The sequence below is a fragment of the Cupriavidus sp. FW305-26 genome, assembly GCF_058787975.1.
Genome location: NZ_JBYTAH010000101.1, coordinates 1 through 20,383, shown reverse-complemented (window position 1 = coordinate 20,383; position 20,383 = coordinate 1). Strand labels below are relative to the sequence as shown.

Sequence of the window (20,383 nt, the reverse complement as noted above, 5' to 3'; positions counted from 1 at the left end):
GCCTGCACGACCACCTTGTGGCCCTGGGCGACGTACTTCTTGACTGTCTCCGGGGTGGCGGCGACGCGAGTCTCGCCGGCCCGCGTCTCCTGCGGGATGCCGATGTACATCGTCAATTTCTCCTTTAGCTGGCGTCTTGTGTGGTTGGGCGGACCGACGTCTGGCCCGTGCGCGCCGCAAGCTTAAGCCGCAGCGCAACAATTTTTTCGCAGCTTACAGGAATCTGACGTTCAATGGTGACCGGCCGGTCGGCTTTTGCGGCGACCGCCAAAGAGGGAGTTGCAGCCGCCATTCCAGCACCAGCCTGGCTTACCGGCCGGGGGCCATGGCGGGCCGGCGGCGCTGCACGATGGGCCCGCAACCGGTAGAATGCGGGATTGCCTAAAAATTGAGCATCATGTCAAGTGACTGGAATGCCAGCGTGACCGTTGCCGCCGTGATCGAGCGCGGCGGACGCTTCCTGCTGGTCGAAGAGGAAACCGCCGACGGGCTGCGCCTGAACCAGCCCGCCGGGCACCTGGACCCGGGCGAGAGCCTGATCCGCGCAGTGATCCGCGAAACCCTGGAAGAGACCGCGCACACCTTTGAGCCGCGCGCGCTGCTGGGCTGCTACATGGGCCGTTCGCTGTCGTCGCGCACCGGCACCGATGTGACCTATGTGCGCTTTGCCTTTACCGGCGACCTGGGCTCGCTCGATGCGGGCCGCCAGCTCGACACCGGCATCGTGCGCACGGTCTGGATGAGCGCGGAAGAACTGCGCGCCTGCACGGAGCGTCACCGTACGCCGCTGGTGATGGCCTGTGTCAACGACTACCTGGCCGGCAAGCGCTTTGCGCTGGACGCCTTGTACACGCACCCGTCGGCGCTGGCCGCGGCCGTCCCGCTGGGAGCGCAGCCGTGAGTGGTGCCGGAAAACGTGTCGTGGTGGGCATGTCGGGCGGGGTCGATTCGTCGGTCACCGCGTGGCTGCTCAAGCAGCAGGGCTACGAGGTCATCGGCCTGTTCATGAAGAACTGGGAGGACGATGACGACAGCGAGTACTGCTCAACGCGCCAGGACTGGCTGGACGTGGTCTCGGTGGCCGACCTGATCGGCGTCGACGTGGAGGCGGTCAACTTTGCCGCCGAGTACAAGGACCGGGTCTTTGCCGACTTCCTGCGCGAATACTCCGCCGGGCGCACGCCCAACCCCGACGTGCTGTGCAATGCCGAGATCAAGTTCAAGGCCTTCCTCGACCATGCCATGTCGCTGGGCGCGGAAACCATCGCCACCGGCCACTATGCGCGTGTGCGGCAGAACGCGGCCGGCCGGTTCGAGCTGCTCAAGGCGCTCGACCATACCAAGGACCAGAGCTACTTCCTGCACCGGCTGAACCAGGCGCAGCTGTCGCGCACGCTGTTCCCGCTGGGCGAGATCCCCAAGACGCGCGTGCGCGAGATCGCCGCCGAGATCGGCCTGCCGAACGCGAAGAAGAAGGACTCCACCGGCATCTGCTTTATCGGCGAGCGTCCGTTCCGCGATTTCCTGAACCGCTACCTGCCGACCAAGCCGGGCCCGATGAAGACGCCCGAGGGCAAGGTCGTGGGCGAGCATATCGGCCTCGCCTTCTACACGCTGGGCCAGCGCAAGGGCATCGGCCTGGGCGGCAGCCGCGAGGGCAACGGCGACGCCTGGTATGTGGCGCGCAAGGATATGGCGAACAATACGCTTTACGTGGTGCAGGGCCACGACCACCCGTGGCTGCTGACGCCGGTGCTGACCGCGTCGGACCTGTCCTGGGTGGCCGGCGAGCCGCCCGCCGCGGGCGCGGCGATGGCGGCCAAGACGCGCTACCGCCAGAGCGATGCGGCCTGCACGGTGCAGGCGGTGGACGGCGACGCGCTGACGCTCCGGTTTGCCGAGGCGCAATGGGCGGTCACGCCCGGGCAGTCGGCGGTGCTGTATGACGGTGACATCTGCCTGGGCGGCGGCATCATCCAGTAAGCGCTGCCGCTGCACGAAAAAACACCCGCTCGAGGCGGGTGTTTTCTTGTCGGCCGCTGTGGATCAGCCGCGCGGCGGTTCCGTATCGATAAACGACTGGCGCTTGGACAGCTTTTCCTCCAGCGCCGCCAGGTTGGGATGGCGCTCGCGCCAGGCGATCTCGGGGAAGCGGAAATCCAGGTAGGACAGCGCGCAGCCCACCGCCACGTCGGCCAGCGAATAGTGCGTGCCGGTGCAGAAGGGGCGGTCGGCCAGACCGTGCGCCATGGCCACCAGCGCCGCATCGATCTTGCCGCGCTGGCGCTGCACCCAGCGTTCGCTGCGCTCATGCGGCTCGCGCTGGGTGGCCTCCAGGCGCACCAGCAGCGCTGCGTCGAGCAGGCCGTCGGCCAGCGCCTCCCAGCAGCGGACTTCCAGGCGCTCGCGCCCGCCCTGCGGGATCAACCGGCTGACCGGCGTCAAGGTGTCGACATATTCGACGATCACGCGCGAATCGAAGATTGCGCCGCCGTCTTCCATGACCAGGCAAGGCACTTTGCCGAGCGGGTTGAACTGGCCGATCCTGGTCTCGGGCGACCAGACATCCTCTTCGATGAGCTGGCACTCGATCTTTTTCTCCGCCATCACCACGCGCACCTTGCGCGCGTAGGGACTGGTCCGGGATGCATACAGCTTCATATTCTCCCCTTGAGCTTGTTATGAAGTGCATCGTCGCTCTGTGGCAGCGGCGGTGGGGCGCGCGGCTTGCCCGATGCACTTCATAACAGGCTACTGGAACGGCGTGCGCGAGTATACCCGTGGTGCATGGCGAATGCGGGCTTGCGCACCGATGCCCCGCGGCGGCGCTTTACCGCTGCCCGGAGCCGGGGCAGGGGTGGTAAAATCCCGCGTTGCGCAGCGCCGGCGGGCCTGCCGGCGCGGCGTTTTGGACGCATCCGGCCGCATAAGGTCGCTTTTCCGGTCCCTCCCGCCGCCAACGCTGACAGCGCCAGCCCCCGCGGCGCTTCTTGTTCGTCGCCTTCTTCCATTGCCTCCCTTTTCCCGGTTTCCAGCATGACCTCCTCTTCGCTTTCGCCGCTCACCGCCCTGTCCCCGATCGATGGCCGTTACGCCGCCAAGGCCGATGCGCTGCGCGAATGGCTGTCCGAGGCCGCGTTCATGCGCAACCGCGTCAAGGTCGAGGTGCACTGGCTGATCGCGCTGGCGCAGGCCGGCCTGCCCGACATGCCCAAGTTCTCGGCCGCCTCCGAGGCCGCGCTGCTGGCGCTGGTGGACAAGTTCAGCGAGGCCGACGCCGCCCGCATCAAGGAAATCGAAGCCGTCACCAACCATGACGTCAAGGCGGTCGAGTACTGGCTCAAGGAACAGGTCAAGGGCAACGCCGAGCTGGAAGCCGCCAGCGAGTTCATCCACTTCGCCTGCACCTCGGAAGACATCAACAACACCTCGCACGGCATGATGCTCAAGGGCGCCCGCGAAGGCGTGGTGGTGCCGGCGCTCAAGCGCGTGCACGCCCGCCTGGTCGAGCTGGCCAAGCTCAATGCCGCGCAGCCGATGCTGTCGCGCACCCACGGCCAGCCGGCCAGCCCGACCACGCTGGGCAAGGAAATGGCCAACGTGGCCGCGCGCCTGGCGCGCGCGATCCAGCGTATCGAGCAGGTCGAGCTGCTGGGCAAGATGAACGGCGCGGTGGGTAACTACAACGCGCACCTGTCGGCCTACCCGAGCTTCGACTGGGAAGCCTTCTCGAAGCAGGTGATCGAGACCCGCCTGGGCCTGGTCTTCAACCCGTACACCATCCAGATCGAGCCGCACGACTACATGGCCGAGCTGTTCGACGCGATCGCCCGCGCCAACACCATCCTGCTCGACCTGAACCGCGACGTCTGGGGCTATATCTCGCTGGGCTACTTCAAGCAGAAGACCAAGGCCGGCGAAATCGGCTCGTCGACCATGCCGCACAAGGTCAACCCGATCGACTTCGAGAACTCCGAAGGCAACCTGGGCCTGGCCAACGCCGTGCTGCGCCACTTGTCCGAGAAGCTGCCGCTGTCGCGCTGGCAGCGCGACCTGACCGATTCGACCGTGCTGCGCAATATCGGCGTGGCCTTCGGCTACAGCCTGCTGGCCTATGAGGCTTGCCTGCGTGGCCTGGGCAAGCTGGAAACCAACCCCGAGCGCCTGGACGAAGACCTGGACAACTGCTGGGAGGTGCTGGCCGAGCCGGTGCAGACCGTGATGCGCCGCTTCGGCGTGCCCAACCCGTACGAGCAGCTCAAGGAGCTGACCCGCGGCAAGGGCATCTCGCGCGAGGCGCTGCAGACCTTCATCAACGGCCTGGCGATCCCCGACGACGCCAAGAAGCTGCTGCTGGACATGACGCCCGCCAGCTACATCGGCAAGGCCGTGGTGCTGGCCGAGCGCATCTGACGCCACATTTCGCCCCTGAACCGGGGCGACGTGCTGCAAAAGCCATCCGCGAGGATGGCTTTTTGCTTTTCTGGCGCAGCGCGGCGGGCAGGTCACTGCGGCTTTGTGCCGCTTGCGACAGAATGTCACTTCAAAGCATTTGAATAACTTAATGAAGGACTGTCCTTCATCGGCGCACAGCCCGCCGCAATAATGCGAGAATCGTAAGCGCACGGGCGGGCCAGCCCCCGCCGGTGCCTTCCCCAAAATTGTGAAACGCTCCTGCGCGGGGCGAGAGGAATCCGATGCGTTCTACCGCCAACGCCCCCACCGGCTACGGTGCCACCGCGATCGCCTTGCACTGGGTCATTGCGCTGGCGATCTTCGCCGCGTTCGGGCTCGGCCTGTACATGACCGGCATTCCGGGGCTGACGCCGACCAAGCTCAAGCTCTACTCCTGGCACAAGTGGCTGGGCGTGACGATCTTCGCGGTTGCCGTGCTGCGCGTGCTGTGGCGTGCAACCCATGCGGCACCGCCGGTGGCGCCCGGCACGCCGGCCTGGCAGGCCAAAGCCGCGGCCGGCGCCCATCACCTGCTGTACCTGCTGATCGTGATCGTTCCTATCAGCGGCTACCTGTACAGCTCGGCCGCGGGCGTGCCGGTGGTCTACCTGGGCCTGTGGAAGATGCCGGCGCTGCTGGAGAAGAACGACGAACTGAAAGAAATACTCAAGTTTGTCCATATCTGGCTGAACTACCTGATGGCGGCGGTGGTCGTTGTCCATGCGGCGGCGGCGGTCAAGCACCAGTTCGTCGACCGCGACGGCACGCTGGGCCGGATGCTGCCGTTCCTGCGCTGAGGCGCCGCCCCGGCCAACTTTTTCCGTACCGCGGCGCGCTGCGCCGACCCTGACAGGAGTTTTTTGAGATGAAACGCAATTCCCGCCGCGGCTCGCTCGTCATCGCCGCCGTCCTGGCCGCCTCCGGCATCGCAGCCAACCTGGCCTGGGCGCAGGTTGACGCCGCCAAGAGCTCGGTGACCGCGGTCGCGCGCCAGATCGGCGTGCCGATGGAAGGCAAGTTCAGGAAGTTCGATGCCGCGGTCAGCTTCGACCCGGCCAAGCTGGCGACCTCGTCGGCCAAGGTCGAGATCGATGTGTCCAGCTTCGAGATCGGCGACGCCGAGACCACCAAGGAAGTGAAGGGCAAGGACTGGTTCGACGCCGCCAAGTACCCCAAGGCCGTGTTCCAGTCCACCAGCATCAAGAACGGCACGCCGGGCAAGTACGACGTGGCCGGCAAGCTGACCATCAAGGGCAAGACCGTTGACGTGGTGGTGCCCGCCACCTACCGCCAGGAAGGCGCCGTGCAGGTGTTCGAGGGCGCGCTGCCGATCAAGCGCACGGTCTTCAATATCGGCGACGGCGAGTGGAAGGACACTTCCGTGGTGGCCGACGACGTGCAGATCAAATTCCGTATCGTGCTGGCCAAGAAGTAACAAGCAAGGCCGGCATTCCGCTGACGTACCCAATCGGCGTTCGTGAGAACGTTCCGCCCCAACCTGATTTGTCGGGAGATTCCATGAAACTGCGTTCCCTCGTTGCCGCCGTCGCGGCCATTTCCGCAACCGCCGCCTTCGGCGTGGCTTCGGCCAATACCGTGACCTACAACCTCGATCCGACCCACACCTACCCGAGCTTCGAGGCCGACCACCTGGGCGGCCTGTCGACCTGGCGCGGCAAGTTCGACAAGTCCAGCGGCGTGGTCACGCTGGACCGTGCCGCCAAGGCGGGCTCGGTCGAGGTCAAGATCGACCCGGCTTCGATCGATTTCGGCAATGCCAAGCTGAACCAGCACGCCAAGGGCCCGGACATGTTCGACGTGGAAGCCTTCCCCGAGGCAGTCTACAAGGGCAAGTTCTCCAAGTTCAAGGGTGACGTGCCGACCGAGGTTGACGGCATGCTGACGCTGCGCGGCGTGTCCAAGCCGGTCAAGCTGGAAATCCGCGATTTCAAGTGCATCCAGCATCCGATGCTCAAGCGCGAAGCCTGCGGCGCCGACGCCGTGGGCCATTTCAACCGTGCCGACTTCGGCCTGGACTACGGCGTGAAGATGGGCTTCAAGCCCGAGGTCAAGCTTGCCATCCAGGTGGAAGGCGTGCGCGCGGACTGAGCGCGCCAGCCCGCTGCGCCGGGCTTCCAGGCAGTCAAGGCCGGCAATGCCGGCCTTTTTTATTGGCCAGTATGATTCAGGCGCCTGCCAGGGCACTTGGTTGTACGACCCCCGACGGGCACAGTACAATGGCCCGCGGCAATCCCTCCTTGATCGGGGCATTGCTACTCCTGCCAAGGCGGGGGCAGCCATGCCCGCAACCGGCTAAAGCGCATCACTATGAGCATTCGCTGCATGTCCCGATACCGGTAGCCGCCCCCGCGACCTCCTCGCCCCTCATGCTGTACCCGGCCGTTCTGCCCTGGCTGTATGGCCCGCAGCGTTTCTCGGTTTTCCCTGGCGCAATACCGTGTATTCCAAAACGCAAATCGATCCGGTAGTTAGTTTCCGCAACTCGCAGGGCGAGCAGGTGCGGGGCACGATTGTCAATCTCCAGAGAAAGTCTCTGGTGATGGAAATCTACAATCCGTATTCGATCGTGCAGGTCAGCGAGGTGCTGAGCGAACTCAGCGTCCGCATGGGGGCCAAGAACGCCTACCTCGGCAAGGCCGTGGTGATGAGCCTGGTGAATACCGGCCTGACCGCCGTGGTGTCGCTGACGCTGATCGACGAATGGCGCGAACTGACGGACCTGACCAACGAGCCCAAGTCAGTCGCGCGCGAAGCCGAGCTTTTTGTGCAGGACTGGGACACGCGCTTCAATATCCGGCGCGACTACCAGATCGTGGTCAACGAGATGCGCGCGTTCCTGTCCGAAGTGTCGCGCTGGGTCGAGCAGGTCGACATGACCGAATCGCTGCCCAAGATTGAAGGCAAGCTCCGCGAAGACGTCTTCTACGAGCTGGCCACGCCCATCATGGTCAAGACAAAGACCTACCTGGATTGGCTTGAGGGCGAGGCCCAGCGCGTGGATCCGGAGATCGCGCCGGTGCACCGCACTTACGCGCAGTCGGCGCTGCACCCGCTCTTGCTGCGGGCGCCGTTCGTATACCGCACCTTCACCAAGCCGCTCGGCTATGCCGGCGACTACGAGATGGTGAACCAGATCCTGAACGACCCGCAGCAGGGTCCCACCACCTATTTCCAGATCGTCAACACCGCCTTCCTCAAGGCGGCCGTGGCGACCGCGCACCGCAACCGCATCGAACTGCTGATCGATTTCCTGACGCGCCAGGCCGATCGCGCGCGCGCCGCTGGCCGGCCGTTCCGCGTGCTCAACGTGGGCTGCGGCCCTGCCTTCGAGATCCAGCGCTTCGTGCGCGAATACCCCAACCCCGAACTGCTGTCGTTCCAGTTGGTCGACTTCAGCGAAGAGACGCTGGAGTTCACGCGTAGCTCGATCGAACGCTCGGCCACCAGCGCCGGGAGCAAGGTTGCCATCGAGATGGTGCACCAGTCCGTGCATGAACTGCTCAAGCGGCGTATCTCGCCGGACGATACCAGTGCAAGGGAGTTCGACGCGGTCTATTGTGCGGGCCTGTTCGACTACCTGTCCGACAAGGTGTGTACGCGGCTACTCTCGTATTTCGCCTCCCGCTCGCGACACGGAGGACAGATTCTGGTAACCAACGTCCACGCCGACAATCCTGAGAAATTCGGCATGGAACACCTGCTGGAGTGGTACCTGATCTACCGCGACGACGCGGGCATGGCGCAGCTACTGCCTGAAAATTCGCACTCGCACCGCATTTACGGCGATGCCACCGGCGTCAACGTATTTGCGGAAGCCACCATTGACTGAAGCAGTCCTTGCGGGGCACGCCATGAGCACCAACCAACTCTACGCCGGCTACCAGTCCGAGCTGGCTGACTTTCGCCTGGCATTCAGCCGTGGCGGCGCCTATACCGCGATCGCGCTGGTTCTGCTCGGCGTCGGGCTCGATTACGGCCAGTATCCGCAGCAGCAGCTTGCCTTCGGGGTGGCGCGCGTGTTGGTGTCGTTGTTGATCGCGGGCGTGGTGGTGGTGCTGTACAGCGCTGCGGGGCGCCGCTTCGCGCCATGGCTGACGCTGACGTGGCTGCTGCTGCCGCAGATCATGATTGCGTGGATGATCTGGCAGACTGAAGGGGCGCAGTCGCCATACTACGTCGGGCTTAACCTCGCGATCTTCGCGTCGGGCATCGCGCTGCCGTTCGGCTTGTGGCAGAACCTTGTGTTCGGCGTACTCTCGTACCTGCTGTACGTCCTGGCATGCCTGTTCCACCCCGGCGGCATCGAGCCGGTGGGCGCTTTTATCGCCAATTCACTGTTCCTGCTGTTCGCCGCGGCGGCCAGCGGGGTCTATACCTTCTTCAACGAGCGGGCGCGCTTCATGTTGTTCCGTCTGAAGGACGAGGTCGCCGAGAAGAATACCGAGCTCGAGGTGATCAACCGCCGGCTGGCCGACATCAAGGGCCAGATGCTGCAGCAGGAGAAGATGGCCGCCATCGGTACGCTGGCGGCGGGGCTGCTGCACGAGGTGAACAACCCGGTCAACTTCTGCCTGATGGCGATCGAAGTGGCGATGGAAGAGCCACAGGCCAAGGAGAACCCTTCGCTGGAAGAGTGCCTGGTCGACGCCAAGCAGGGGATGCAGCGCATCCAGCATATCGTCTCCGACCTCAAGACCTTTGCCTACCGCAAGCCCGGCGCCGAGGTGGAAGGCACGCCGTTCCTGTTCGAGAAGGCGCTCGATTCGTCGATCCGCCTGACCGCGCATGAGCTGCGCGGGGTCAGCCTCAGCCGCGAACTGCCTGCCGACACCCTGGTGCTGGGCGACGAGGCGGCCATCATCGGCGTGCTGATCAACCTGTTCTCGAATGCCGCGCTGGCCATGCGCAAGGCGGGCACGGCCACGCCTGCGATCCATACCACGGCCCGCTGGGACAACCACCGCCTGCACGTCATGGTGCGCGACAACGGCCCTGGCATCCCCCAGGAAAACCTGGCGCGCGTGTTCGAGCCGTTCTTCACCACGCGCGAGGTGGGGCAGGGGCTTGGCCTGGGCCTGTCGATCAGCTACGCGGTGGTGGAACGCCACGGCGGGCAGCTGTATGCCGAGAGCGAACTGGGCCAGTGGACCGCGTTCAGCTTCGACCTGCCGCGTGCGGAGTAACCAGCCATGAGCGAAGCGAAGCAGGCACGGCTTGCCGTCCTCTATGTCGACGACGAGGAGATGGCGCGCAAGTATTTCGCCCGGGCCGCCGGCAGCGACTATGAGGTGCTGGTGGCAGACAGCGCCGACGAGGCCCTGGCGGTGCTGCGCGCGGACCCCGCCCGCGTGGCGGTGCTGGTGACCGACTTCCGCATGCCCGGGCGCGACGGCGGCCAGCTGCTGCGCCAGGTGGCGCAGGAATACCCGCAGATCGTGCGCATCCTGGTCACCGCCTATGCCGACAAGGATGTGCTGCTGGAAACGGTCAACAGCGGCGAAGTCTTCCGCATCCTGGAAAAGCCGCTGAGCGTGGCCGACCTGCGCGAGGTGCTGGCAGGCGCCGCCGAGCGCCACCGCGAGCGCACCCTGCGCCAGCACCGGCTGATGGCGATCGACGAGACCCTGGCCTTCCTGGCGCATGAGCTGAATACCCCGCTGGCTGCCATCGCCAACTTTGCCCACGGCATCCGCGGACGTGTCGCCGGCGAGTACAGTGCGCAGCGCCAGGCCGAGATCGGCCAGGCGGCCAGCGCCATGTACGACAACGCCCAGTATTGCCTGGCGGTGCTGTCGTCGTTCCTGCAGTCGGTGCGCAACAGTGCCGGCAGCACGCCGGCGCGGCCCGATGCCGGCGCCGAGGTCAGCGCCGGCTCGCTGGTCACTTCGCTGCTGGACAGCTACCCGTTCGCAGGCGACCAGCGCAGCTGGGTGCAGGTGGAGATGCACGGCGATTTCCCGGTGCAGACGCTGCCCAACTGCGTGGCGCTGGTGCTCTCCTCGGTGATGAGCAACGCGCTGCGGGCGCTGGGCAGTGTCGGCACGCCGGCGTTGCGCTTTGTGGTGGTGGCGCAGCCGCGCCCGGAAATCCGCATCTGCGACAACGGGCCGGGGATTGCGCCGGAAGTGATGGAGCGGTTGCTGGTCGACCCTGTCACCACCCACGCCAGTGCCGGCGGCAGCGGCCTGGGCATGATTTTCTGCAACCGCGTCATGCAGTCGTTTGGCGGCGGCATCCGGATCGAATCCGCATCCGGTGCCGGCACGACGGTGACGCTGGACTTTCCAAGTTTCAAGAGTCGAAAGCATAGGAGTGACCGATGACCGAACCGAATGCCACGCAGGCACCACCCCCGGCGATTCTGTTCGTCGATGACGAAGCGACTGCAGTCAAGTATTTCCAGCGTGCCATCGGGGCGCTGGCACCGGTGGCCACCGGCGGCTCCGTTGAAGAGGGCAAGGCCTTGCTCGACGCCCACGCAGACAGCCTTGCGGTGCTGGTGTCGGACCAGCGCATGCCGGGCGAGTATGGCAACGAACTGCTGCGCTACGCGCGCGAGCGCTACCCGCATATCGTGCGCATCCTGACCACCGCGTATTCGGAGCTCGACCAGACCGTCGAGGCGGTCAACCAGGGGCAGATCCACCGCTACATCAAGAAGCCGTGGGACATCACCGCGCTGCGCATGGAGCTGAAGCAGGCGCTGGAACTGGCCGGCCTGCGCAAGGAACGCGACCAGCTGCTGCGCGAGAAGCTGTCCGTGCTGCAGACCCAGACCGTGGCCTCGCGCATCGGCATGGTGCATGCGCTGTGCGCCAGCCTGATCGGGCCGGGCCGTTTCCAGCCGGTGGAGACCTACCTCGCGGCGGTCGACCTGGCCGGCGCGGGCAGCGTCGAGCCGGACTGGCAGCGCATGGACTACGCCGACCTGGTGCGGGCCGAGGCCGAGCGCAGCGGCAGCTTCGGCCATGCCGTCGGCACGCGCCTGGCGGGCCTGCGCAGCGCCAACGCGGGCAAGGGGGCGGCCGATGCCGTCGCGGTAATCGCCGACGCGCTGGGCAGCGAGGTGGTGCGCCGCGATGGCGATACCGTGGTCTGGACCGCGCCGGCCACGTTGGCCGAGTACCTGGTGCAGCCGGTGGGCGCGCCGGTGTCTGCCGCGCATGCGGCGTGGCTGGCCAGCCTGCTGTGGCTGGACGAGGCCGGCGGTGCGCTGCAGTTTGCGCGCGATGGCGACGCCATCCTGTGCCGTGCCGGCCAGCGTACCGAGTTCTTCGCGGCCGACCGGCTGGCGGCGTGGATCGAGCGCTTTGCCGAGCAACGTTGACATGGAGCCGGGCTGTAGCCGGTGAGGTGCAGGCTGACATGGCAAGCAAGACGATCGGTGCGGCCGCTGCCGTAGCCGCCAGGCGCAGGGGGCGGCCCGCGCGCTCCGCGCAGAACGTCGATACGCAGCGCGCAGCGATTGTCGAGGCGGCTCGAACCATCCTGGTTTCCGCGGGACTCGAGGCAGCGTCCGCCAGGCGGATCGCGTTGGCGGCCGGCATCGCCCCGGCGACCCTCTATCTGTATTTCGAGAACATCGAAGTCCTTTACGCCGCGGTGCTGGGCGAGTCCCTGCTCCAGTTGCAGCAATACGTGCGCGCGGCCACCGGCGATGTCCCGCCCCCGGCAAAGCCCGCCGGCGACGCAACGCCGGCGCGGGCCCGCGCCGCGGCATCACGCGACATTCGCCCGAGGGGATCTGGTTCAAGGAGTGTGCCGAGCGCTACGGTTTTGCCGCCGCCGTGGAATGGCGCGATTCCGGCCGCCCCATCCCCGAGCCCGAGCCGGGACAGGACCGCGAGCCGCTGATGCCGGCCCCGCCCGCGGGAGCGCGCTCACGCTGGTCAGGCCAGGCATAACACCGGCCGGCCGCGGAAAAAAACAAAGGCGCCCGGGGCGCCTTTGTTTTCGTGGGCGGCAAGCCGTCAGGCCTGCGCGCCGTAGTTGGGGTCGTTGCGGTCGGTCGAGTCGGACTTCTTCTCGCCCTTGACCAGGTCCTCGCGCTTGACGCCCAGCCACATCGCCAGCGCCGCGGCCACGAACACCGACGAGTAGATGCCGAACAAGATGCCGACCGTCAGTGCCAGGGCAAAGTAGTGCAGCGTGGGGCCACCGAAGAAGAACATCGACAGCACCATCATCTGGGTCGAGCCGTGGGTGATGATGGTGCGCGAGATGGTGCTGGTGATCGCGTTGTCGATGATCTCGTGGGTGCTCATCTTGCGGAACTTGCGGAAGTTCTCGCGGATCCGGTCGAAGATCACCACCGATTCGTTGACCGAATAGCCCAGCACCGCCAGGATCGCCGCCAGCACCGACAGCGAGAATTCCCACTGGAAGTAGGCGAAGAAGCCCAGGATGATGACCACGTCGTGCAGGTTGGCGATGATGCCCGCCACCGCGAACTTCCATTCGAAGCGGAACGACAGGTAGATCACGATGCCGGCCACCACGCACAGCAGCGCCAGCAGGCCGTCGGTGGCCAGTTCCTTGCCCACCTGCGGGCCGACGAACTCCACCCGTTGCAGCTTCACGTCAGGCGAGGCCGCCTGCAGCGAGGCCATCACCTGCTCGCTCTGCTGGGCCGAGGTGACGGGCTTACCGTCCGCGCCCTTCTGCAGCGGCAGGCGGATCATCACGTCGCGCGAGGTGCCGAAGTTCTGCACCTGCACGTCGGTATAGCCCAGCTTGCCCACCTGGCCGCGGATCTTTTCCAGGTCGGCGGTCTGCTGGTAGCTGACTTCCATCACCGTGCCGCCGGTGAATTCGATCGACAGGTGCAGGCCCTTGTGCCAGAGGAAGAACACGGCTGCGGCAAACGTCAGGAAGGAAATCACGTTGAAGACCAACGCGTGCTTCATGAACGGAATGTCGCGCCGGATGCGGAAGAATTCCATGTTGAATCCTGTTCTGTACTGCTAGTTGTTGCTGCTCGCCTTACTTGGCGACCGGCGTGTCGGTGGTGTTGCCCGGCTTCCAGATCTGGCCGATGGCCACGCTCTGCAGCTTCTTCTTGCGGCCGTACCAGAGGTTGACCAGGCCGCGGTTGAAGAACACCGCCGAGAACATCGAGGTCAGGATGCCCAGGCAGTGCACCACGGCAAAGCCGCGCACCGGGCCCGAACCAAAGGCCAGCAGTGCCAGGCCGGCGATCAGCGTGGTCACGTTGGAGTCCAGGATGGTGGCCCAGGCGCGGTCGAAGCCGACCGCGATCGCCATCTGCGGCGACGCGCCCGCGCGCAGTTCCTCGCGGATGCGCTCGTTGATCAGCACGTTGGCGTCGATGGCCATGCCCAGCACCAGCGCGATGGCGGCAATGCCCGGCAGCGTCAGCGTGGCCTGCAGCATCGACAGCACCGCGATCAGCAGCAGCAGGTTCACGCCCAGCGCCACCACCGAGAACACGCCGAACAGCATGTAGTACAGGATCATGAACACGCCGATGGCGGCAAAGCCGTAGGCGACCGAGTCAAAACCCTTCCGGATGTTGTCCGCGCCCAGCGACGGGCCGATGGTGCGCTCTTCGATGATCTCCATCGGCGCGGCCAGCGAGCCGGCGCGCAGCAGCAGCGCCAGGTCGTTGGCGGCTTCGGTGGAGTAGGAGCCGGTGATCTGGAAGCTGGAGCCCAGTTCGGACTGGATCGTCGCCACCGTCAGCACTTCGCCCTTGCCCTTTTCGAACAGCACGATCGCCATCGGCTTCTTCAGGTTCTCGCGCGAGACGTCGCGCAGCACGCGTCCGCCCTGGGCGTCGAGCTTGATGTTGACCGAAGGCTGCTGGTTCTGGTCGAAGCCGGCCGAGGCGCTTTCAATGCGGTCGCCGGTGAAGATGACCTGCTTCTTCAGCACCACCGGGGCGCCGTTGCCTTGCGTGAAGAGCTCGCTGCCGAACGGGATCGGGTCGCCCGGGCGCGGGCTGCGCGGCGCGTCGTTGTCGACCAGGCGGGCTTCGAGCGTGGCGGTGCGGCCGATGATGTCCTTGGCCTTGGCGGTGTCCTGCACGCCGGGCAGCTGCACCACGATGCGGTCGGCGCCTTGCTGCTGGATCACCGGCTCGGCCACGCCAAGCTCGTTGACGCGGTTGTGCAGCGTGGTGATGTTCTGCTTGACCGCGGCATCCTGCACGGCCTTGCGGGCGGCTTCGGTGAAGGTGCCGACGATATTGTTGCCGTCCATGGCGAAGGCGACTTCGCGCAGGTTGTCGGCCAGCAGCGGACGCGCGCGGTTGGCGTCGTCGGCGTTGTTGAAGCGCACCGTCAGGCGCTCGCCATCGCGGTCGATGCCGCCGTGGCGGATGCTCTTGTCGCGCAGCAGGGTGCGCGCGTCGCCGCCCAGGCTGTCGAGCTTCTTGTCGACCGCGCCCTTCATGTCGACCTGCAGCAGGAAGTGCACGCCGCCGCGCAAGTCCAGGCCCAGGTACATCGGCAGCGCGTGCATGGCGGTCAGCCAGCGCGGCGAGCCCGACAGCAGGTTCAGCGCGACCACATAGGTGGGGTCGGCCGCGTCGGGGTTGAGCGTGCGCGACAGGATGTCCTTGGCCTTGAGCTGCTCGTCGGTGGTGCGGAAGCGCGCCTTGACCGAGCCGGACTGGCCGGAAATATCAAAGAAGACGCCGTCAGGCTGCAGCTGGTTCTGTGCCAGGATCTCTTCGACCTGCTTCTGCATCGACAGGTCGACCTTGACCGTGGCCTTGCCCGAGGACACCTGCACCGCAGGCGCCTCGCCGAAGAAATTCGGCAAGGTATAGATGATGCCGATGGCCAGGGCCACCAGGATCACGAGGTATTTCCAAAGCGGATAACGATTCATCTCTGGCCAGTCATTCAGCGGTTGGCGGGGCCGGCGCTGGCGTGGCGCACCACGTCGGCGGGGCCGAACCGGTTTGGCAAACAGCCGCCTGGCAACCACGGATCGAAGCCACGGGGGCTTCGTCGGGCTGGATCAGGCGGCTGCCGGGGCATGCGCGAACGGGCATGCCGGAAAAGACAAAGGCGGGAGTCGCGCGCGCGATCGGTGGATCAGAGCGCCTTCAGCGAGCCCTTCGGCAGCACCGTCGTCACGGCGTTCTTCTGCACGGTGATTTCCGTGCCTTCGGCGATTTCCAGGCTGACGTACTGGTCGGTGACCTTGGTCACCTTGCCCAGGATGCCGCCGGCGGTCACGACTTCGTCGTTCTTGGCCAGCGCTTCGAGCATTGCCTTGGCTTCCTTCTGACGCTTCATCTGCGGGCGGATCATGATGAACCACAGCACGCCAAACATCAGGATGATGGGCAGGAAGCTCATCAGGCCGCCAGCCGCGCCGCCGGTACCGGTGGTCTGGGCAAATGCGTTAGAAATCAGCACGTTGATTCTCCGTCACAAAATTAGTCAAATAATCGATCATTCTACCATTCGCATTCCGCCCACCCTTGGCATTCTAGGGCGGAATACGGGTTTGTTCGGGTGCGCCCGGGACAACTTGTGGCAGGGGGCGGCAAGGCCGGGCGCTCCGGATCGCGGCTCGCCCCCGGATGACCCGGCTATTCGACTGCCGGCAGCGCAAAAGTTCGCGCCAGCGGGCATTGTCACTGCGTGCCGCGGGCGCGGTCAGCGGCGAACTGGCGCCGGAAGTCGGCAAAGCGGTGGTGCTCGATGGCTTCGCGCATCTCGCGCATCAGTTGCAGGTAGTAGTGCAGGTTGTGGATGGTATTGAGGCGCGCGCCCAGGATCTCGCCTACGCGGTGCAGGTGGTGCAGGTAGGCGCGCGAGAAGTTGCGGCAGGTGTAGCAGGCGCAGCTTTCATCGAGCGGGCGCGGATCGTTGCGGTGCGCCGCGTTCTTGATCTTGACGTCGCCGAAGCGGGTGAAGAGCCAGCCGTTGCGTGCGTTGCGGGTGGGCATCACGCAGTCGAACATGTCCACCCCGGCGGCGACGCCGGCGACCAGGTCTTCGGGCGTGCCCACGCCCATCAGGTAGTGCGGCTTGTGGGCCGGGAGGCGCGGCGCGACGTGCTCGAGCACGCGCATCATGTCTTCCTTGGGCTCGCCCACCGACAGCCCGCCGATGGCAAAGCCGTGGAAGTCCAGCTCGGACAGGCCGGCCAGCGATTCGTCGCGCAGGTCTTCGTACATGCCTCCCTGGACGATGCCGAACAGCGCGTTGGGGTTGGCCAGGCGCTCGAACTCGTCGCGCGAGCGCTTGGCCCAGCGCAGGCTCATGCGCATCGACTTGGCCGCTTCCTCGTGCGTGGCGGCGCGGCCGTCGATCTCGTACGGCGTGCACTCATCGAACTGCATCACGATGTCGGAGTTCAGCGTGCGCTGGATCTGCATCGAGATCTCGGGCGACAGGAAAAGCTTGTCGCCATTGACCGGAGATGCGAACGTGACGCCATCTTCAGTGATCTTGCGCAGATCGCCGAGCGAAAACACCTGGAAGCCACCGGAATCGGTCAGGATCGGCTTGTCCCAGCCGATAAACTTGTGCAGGCCCTCGTGGGCGTTGACCACGTCCAACCCGGGGCGCAGCCACAGGTGGAAGGTATTGCCCAGGATGATGTGCGCGCCAATCTCGTTCAGTTCCAGCGGCGACATCGCCTTGACCGAGCCGTAGGTGCCGACCGGCATGAAGATCGGCGTCTCGACCACGCCGTGGTTCAGCGTGACGCGGCCGCGGCGGGCGTTGCCGTCGGTGGTGATGAGTTCGAAGTTGAGCATGGCTTGTGATTCTGGATTCAGGCGCCGGGCTGGCGGGTCAGCAGCATGGCGTCGCCGTAGCTGAAGAAACGGTAGCGCTGCTCGACCGCATGGCGGTAGGCGGCGCGGATGGCTTCCACGCCGGCCAGTGCCGACACCAGCATCAGCAGCGTCGACTTGGGCAGGTGGAAGTTGGTGATCAGGGCATCGACCAGGCGGAAGCGGTAGCCGGGGGTGATGAAGATATCGGTGTCGCCGCTGCCGGCGGCGAGCGTGCCGTCGGCCTGCGCGGCCGATTCCAGCGCGCGCAGCGAGGTGGTGCCGACCGCGATCACGCGGCCGCCGCGTGCGCGGGTGTCGCGCACGGCCTGGGCCAGGTCTGCGGAGACGGCGTACCACTCCGAGTGCATCTTGTGCTCGGCCAGGTTCTCGGTGCGCACCGGCTGGAAGGTGCCGGCGCCCACGTGCAGCGTCAGGAAGGCGCGCCGCACGCGGGCGGCATCGAGCCGCGCGAACAGCGCATCGTCGAAATGCAGGCCCGCGGTGGGTGCGGCCACCGCGCCCGGGCTGCGCGCGTAGACGGTCTGGTAGCGGGTCTCGTCGTAGGCGTCCGGGTCGTGCCTGATATATGGCGGCAGCGGCAGGCGGCCGTAGCGCTCGATCAGGTCCAGCGCCGGTTCGGGGAAGCGCAGCGTGAAGAACTGGTCCACACGCGGGCCCACGGTGACGGCGAAGGCGCCGTCAGCCAGGTGCAGTATGCTGCCCTCGGTCGGGGTCTTGGAGGCGCGCACCTGGGCCAGCACGGTGTGGCTGTCGACCACGCGCTCGACCAGCACCTCGATCTTGCCGCCGCTGGGCTTGTGGCCGAAGAAGCGCGCCTTGATCACGCGGGTGTCGTTGAAGACCAGCAAGTCGTCGGGACGCAGGTAGTCGACGATGTCGCTGAAGGCGCGGTCGACCATGCGCACCGCGTCGGCGGTGTCGGCCGGGGCCAGCCGTTCGACCACCAGCAGCCGGCTCGCGCTGCGGTCGGGCAGCGCACTCTGGGCAATCAGTTCTGGCGGCAGCGGGAAATCGAAATCGGAAAGCGTCAACATCGTGGGAGCGGCGGGCTGCGCGATCCCATGCAGGCCGGAGCGGGGCACAAAACGGCACTCCGCTGCCCGTGGTGGCAGCCGGCATGGGTACAATCGGCGAATCCGATATTGTAAGGCCACGGGCGCGCTTGCCGCCGGGCCAGGCGTGATGCCGGCTATTCGCCGGCGCCGCGCCAGCCAACCCCGCAGCACGAGAGCGACCGCTGCCAACTTTTTCGCCGATGCCCGGAACCGCCGCTGAACCGATCCACGACCCCGCCGACGCCGCCAAGGAAACGGCGGCGCCCGCGCGCGGCAAGGCCGGCGAAGCCAGGGGCAAGGCCGCCGCCTCCGGCACGTCTTCCGCGGCCGCGCGCCTGGCCAAGCTCGGCCTGCGCCGTCCCGTCGACCTGGTGCTGCACCTGCCGATGCGCTATGAGGACGAGACCACGCTGGCGCCGATCGCCGAGGCGATCCACCGCGCCGGGCTCGGGCTGCCGGCGCAGGTGGAAGGCGAGGTCATCTCCAACGAAGTCACGTTCCGGCCGCGCCGCCAGCTGGTGGTCAAGATCGCCGACGACAGCGGCGAGCTGACGCTGCGCTTCCTGAACTTCTACGGCAACCAGACCAAGCAGATGGCCGAAGGCGTGCGCCTGCGCGTGCGCGGCGAGGTGCGCGGCGGCTTCTTCGGCGCCGAGATGGTCCACCCGACGGTGCGTCCGGTGGTGCCCGGCGAAGCGCTGCCCGACCGCCTGACGCCGGTGTATCCGTCCACCGCCGGCATCCCGCAGGCCTATCTGCGCAAGGCTATCGGCGGCACGCTGTCGCGCACGCCCATGCCCGAGACGCTGCCGCGGGCGGTGCTGGAGGGGCCGCTGGCACGCCTGCACCTGCGCCCGCTGGCCGACTGCCTGCGGCTGCTGCACGCGCCTCCGCCGCAGGAGAGTGAGGCCGCGCTGGCCGACCGCTCGCACCCGGCCTGGCAGCGCATCAAGTTCGACGAACTGCTGGCGCAGCAGATCTCGCTGCGGCGCGCGCACGCGGCGCGGCGCGAAAAGACCGCGCCGACCATGCCGCGCCGCGAGGGCGGCCTGCTGACGCGCTTCCTGGCCGCGTTGCCGTTCCGGCTGACCGGGGCGCAGCAGCGCGTGGTGGAAGAAATCGCCGCCGACATGACGCGCCCGCACCCGATGCACCGGCTGCTGCAGGGCGACGTGGGCAGCGGCAAGACCATCGTCGCCGCGCTGGCGGCCTGCCAGGCGATCGATGCCGGCTACCAGGCCGCTTTGATGGCGCCCACCGAAATCCTGGCCGAGCAGCACTACCGCAAGCTGTCCGCATGGCTGGAGCCGCTGGGCGTGCCGGTGGCGTGGCTGGCCGGCAGCCAGAAGGCACGCGACAAGCGCGAGGCCGTGGCGCGCGTGGAATCGGGCCAGGCGCAGCTGGTGATCGGCACCCACGCGCTGATCCAGGACACCGTGCGCTTTGCCAAACTGGGGCTGTCGGTGGTCGACGAGCAGCACCGCTTCGGCGTGGCGCAGCGGCTGGCGCTGCGCGGCAAGGCCGGTGCCGCCGATACCCCCGATTCAGCGGCGACCGCGGCCGAGACCGTGCCGCACCAGTTGATGATGTCGGCCACGCCGATCCCGCGCACGCTCGCCATGACTTACTACGCCGACCTCGATGTGTCGGTGATCGATGAATTGCCGCCGGGCCGCACCCCCATCGTCACGCGCCTGGTCAACGACGAGCGGCGCGACGAAGTGATCGGACGCATCCATCACGCCGCCGCCGAAGGCCGCCAGGTCTACTGGGTGTGTCCGCTGATCGAGGAAAGCGAGGCGCTGCAGCTGCAGACCGCGGTGGAGACCTATGAAACGCTGGTGGCCGCGCTGCCCGACCTGCGCGTGGGCCTGGTGCACGGGCGCCTGCCGCCGGCCGAGAAGGCCGCGGTGATGGACGACTTCAGCGCCAACCGCATGCAGGTGCTGGTGGCCACCACCGTGATCGAAGTGGGCGTGGACGTGCCCAATGCCTCGCTGATGGTGATCGAGCACGCCGAGCGCTTCGGCCTGGCGCAGCTGCACCAGCTGCGCGGGCGGGTGGGGCG

The 20,383-nt window shown here is 66.6% G+C and carries 19 protein-coding genes; 12 read left to right on the top strand and 7 right to left on the bottom strand.

Annotated features, from left to right (window positions below; all coding sequences use genetic code 11):
• Positions 1 to 110: hypothetical protein (locus AC3WQZ_RS32935; RefSeq protein ID WP_492294763.1), on the bottom strand; the 110-nt coding region annotated here is incomplete at its 3' end.
• Positions 111 to 397: 287 nt separating this feature from the next.
• Here AC3WQZ_RS32935 and AC3WQZ_RS32930 point away from each other — a divergent pair.
• Together AC3WQZ_RS32930 and mnmA are read left to right on the top strand one after the other, a co-directional pair.
• The gene (locus AC3WQZ_RS32930) at positions 398 to 901 is read left to right on the top strand and encodes an NUDIX hydrolase (protein WP_037023515.1); all 504 of its coding nucleotides are present in this window, start codon (positions 398 to 400) and stop codon (positions 899 to 901) included.
• A complete protein-coding gene (gene mnmA / locus AC3WQZ_RS32925) occupies positions 898 to 1,983 on the top strand; it encodes a tRNA 2-thiouridine(34) synthase MnmA (protein ID WP_010815074.1) in 1,086 nt (361 codons plus the stop codon). The genes AC3WQZ_RS32930 and mnmA overlap by 4 nt, the downstream gene beginning before the upstream one ends.
• A 63-nt stretch (positions 1,984 to 2,046) precedes the next feature.
• Here mnmA and AC3WQZ_RS32920 read toward each other — a convergent pair whose 3' ends face one another.
• Positions 2,047 to 2,661 (bottom strand): glutathione S-transferase C-terminal domain-containing protein, encoded by a 615-nt coding sequence (locus AC3WQZ_RS32920; RefSeq protein WP_010815073.1) that lies wholly within the window; start codon positions 2,659 to 2,661, stop codon positions 2,047 to 2,049.
• 375 nt (positions 2,662 to 3,036) lie between these two features.
• Here AC3WQZ_RS32920 and purB point away from each other — a divergent pair, with 375 nt between their 5' ends.
• From purB to AC3WQZ_RS32875, 9 genes are all read left to right on the top strand, one after another.
• A complete protein-coding gene (purB, locus tag AC3WQZ_RS32915) occupies positions 3,037 to 4,413 on the top strand; it encodes an adenylosuccinate lyase (protein WP_010815072.1) in 1,377 nt (458 codons plus the stop codon).
• Positions 4,414 to 4,697: 284 nt separating this feature from the next.
• Entirely contained in the window at positions 4,698 to 5,252 is a 555-nt protein-coding gene (locus tag AC3WQZ_RS32910) for a cytochrome b (RefSeq protein WP_010815071.1), read from the top strand.
• 68 nt (positions 5,253 to 5,320) lie between these two features.
• Complete coding sequence (locus tag AC3WQZ_RS32905) at positions 5,321 to 5,890, top strand: YceI family protein (protein WP_010815070.1); 570 nt, start codon at positions 5,321 to 5,323, stop codon at positions 5,888 to 5,890.
• Between the two features lie 83 nt (positions 5,891 to 5,973).
• Positions 5,974 to 6,564 carry a YceI family protein gene (locus tag AC3WQZ_RS32900; protein WP_010815069.1) on the top strand — a complete coding sequence of 197 codons (591 nt, stop codon included), beginning with the start codon at positions 5,974 to 5,976 and terminating at the stop codon, positions 6,562 to 6,564.
• A gap of 349 nt (positions 6,565 to 6,913) precedes the next feature.
• Positions 6,914 to 8,305 carry a class I SAM-dependent methyltransferase gene (locus AC3WQZ_RS32895; protein ID WP_010815068.1) on the top strand — a complete coding sequence of 464 codons (1,392 nt, stop codon included), beginning with the start codon at positions 6,914 to 6,916 and terminating at the stop codon, positions 8,303 to 8,305.
• Between the two features lie 22 nt (positions 8,306 to 8,327).
• Entirely contained in the window at positions 8,328 to 9,659 is a 1,332-nt protein-coding gene (locus tag AC3WQZ_RS32890) for a sensor histidine kinase (protein WP_492301965.1), read from the top strand.
• 6 nt (positions 9,660 to 9,665) lie between these two features.
• Positions 9,666 to 10,799, top strand: coding sequence for a hybrid sensor histidine kinase/response regulator (locus AC3WQZ_RS32885; RefSeq protein WP_010815066.1), 1,134 nt, complete (start codon positions 9,666 to 9,668; stop codon positions 10,797 to 10,799).
• Entirely contained in the window at positions 10,796 to 11,803 is a 1,008-nt protein-coding gene (locus tag AC3WQZ_RS32880; RefSeq protein ID WP_010815065.1) for a response regulator, read from the top strand. The genes AC3WQZ_RS32885 and AC3WQZ_RS32880 overlap by 4 nt, the downstream gene beginning before the upstream one ends.
• A 38-nt stretch (positions 11,804 to 11,841) precedes the next feature.
• The gene (locus AC3WQZ_RS32875) at positions 11,842 to 12,330 is read left to right on the top strand and encodes a TetR/AcrR family transcriptional regulator (protein WP_052181590.1); all 489 of its coding nucleotides are present in this window, start codon (positions 11,842 to 11,844) and stop codon (positions 12,328 to 12,330) included.
• Between the two features lie 116 nt (positions 12,331 to 12,446).
• Here AC3WQZ_RS32875 and secF read toward each other — a convergent pair whose 3' ends face one another.
• From secF to queA, 5 genes are all read right to left on the bottom strand, one after another.
• Positions 12,447 to 13,418 (bottom strand): protein translocase subunit SecF, encoded by a 972-nt coding sequence (gene secF / locus AC3WQZ_RS32870; RefSeq protein ID WP_011615997.1) that lies wholly within the window; start codon positions 13,416 to 13,418, stop codon positions 12,447 to 12,449.
• A 40-nt stretch (positions 13,419 to 13,458) separates the two neighbouring features.
• Positions 13,459 to 15,330: a protein translocase subunit SecD gene (gene secD, locus AC3WQZ_RS32865; RefSeq protein ID WP_011615996.1), complete on the bottom strand. Its 1,872-nt coding sequence runs from the start codon at positions 15,328 to 15,330 to the stop codon at positions 13,459 to 13,461.
• Positions 15,331 to 15,539: 209 nt separating this feature from the next.
• The gene (gene yajC / locus AC3WQZ_RS32860; RefSeq protein ID WP_010815061.1) at positions 15,540 to 15,866 is read right to left on the bottom strand and encodes a preprotein translocase subunit YajC; all 327 of its coding nucleotides are present in this window, start codon (positions 15,864 to 15,866) and stop codon (positions 15,540 to 15,542) included.
• A 221-nt stretch (positions 15,867 to 16,087) separates the two neighbouring features.
• On the bottom strand, positions 16,088 to 17,218 hold the full coding sequence (tgt, locus tag AC3WQZ_RS32855; RefSeq protein ID WP_010815060.1) for a tRNA guanosine(34) transglycosylase Tgt: 1,131 nt from the start codon (positions 17,216 to 17,218) through the stop codon (positions 16,088 to 16,090).
• Between the two features lie 17 nt (positions 17,219 to 17,235).
• A complete protein-coding gene (queA, locus tag AC3WQZ_RS32850; RefSeq protein ID WP_492301964.1) occupies positions 17,236 to 18,294 on the bottom strand; it encodes a tRNA preQ1(34) S-adenosylmethionine ribosyltransferase-isomerase QueA in 1,059 nt (352 codons plus the stop codon).
• A gap of 221 nt (positions 18,295 to 18,515) precedes the next feature.
• Here queA and recG point away from each other — a divergent pair.
• Positions 18,516 to 20,383 (top strand): ATP-dependent DNA helicase RecG (gene recG, locus AC3WQZ_RS32845; RefSeq protein WP_492301963.1); only part of this gene is annotated, 1,868 nt, incomplete at its 3' end.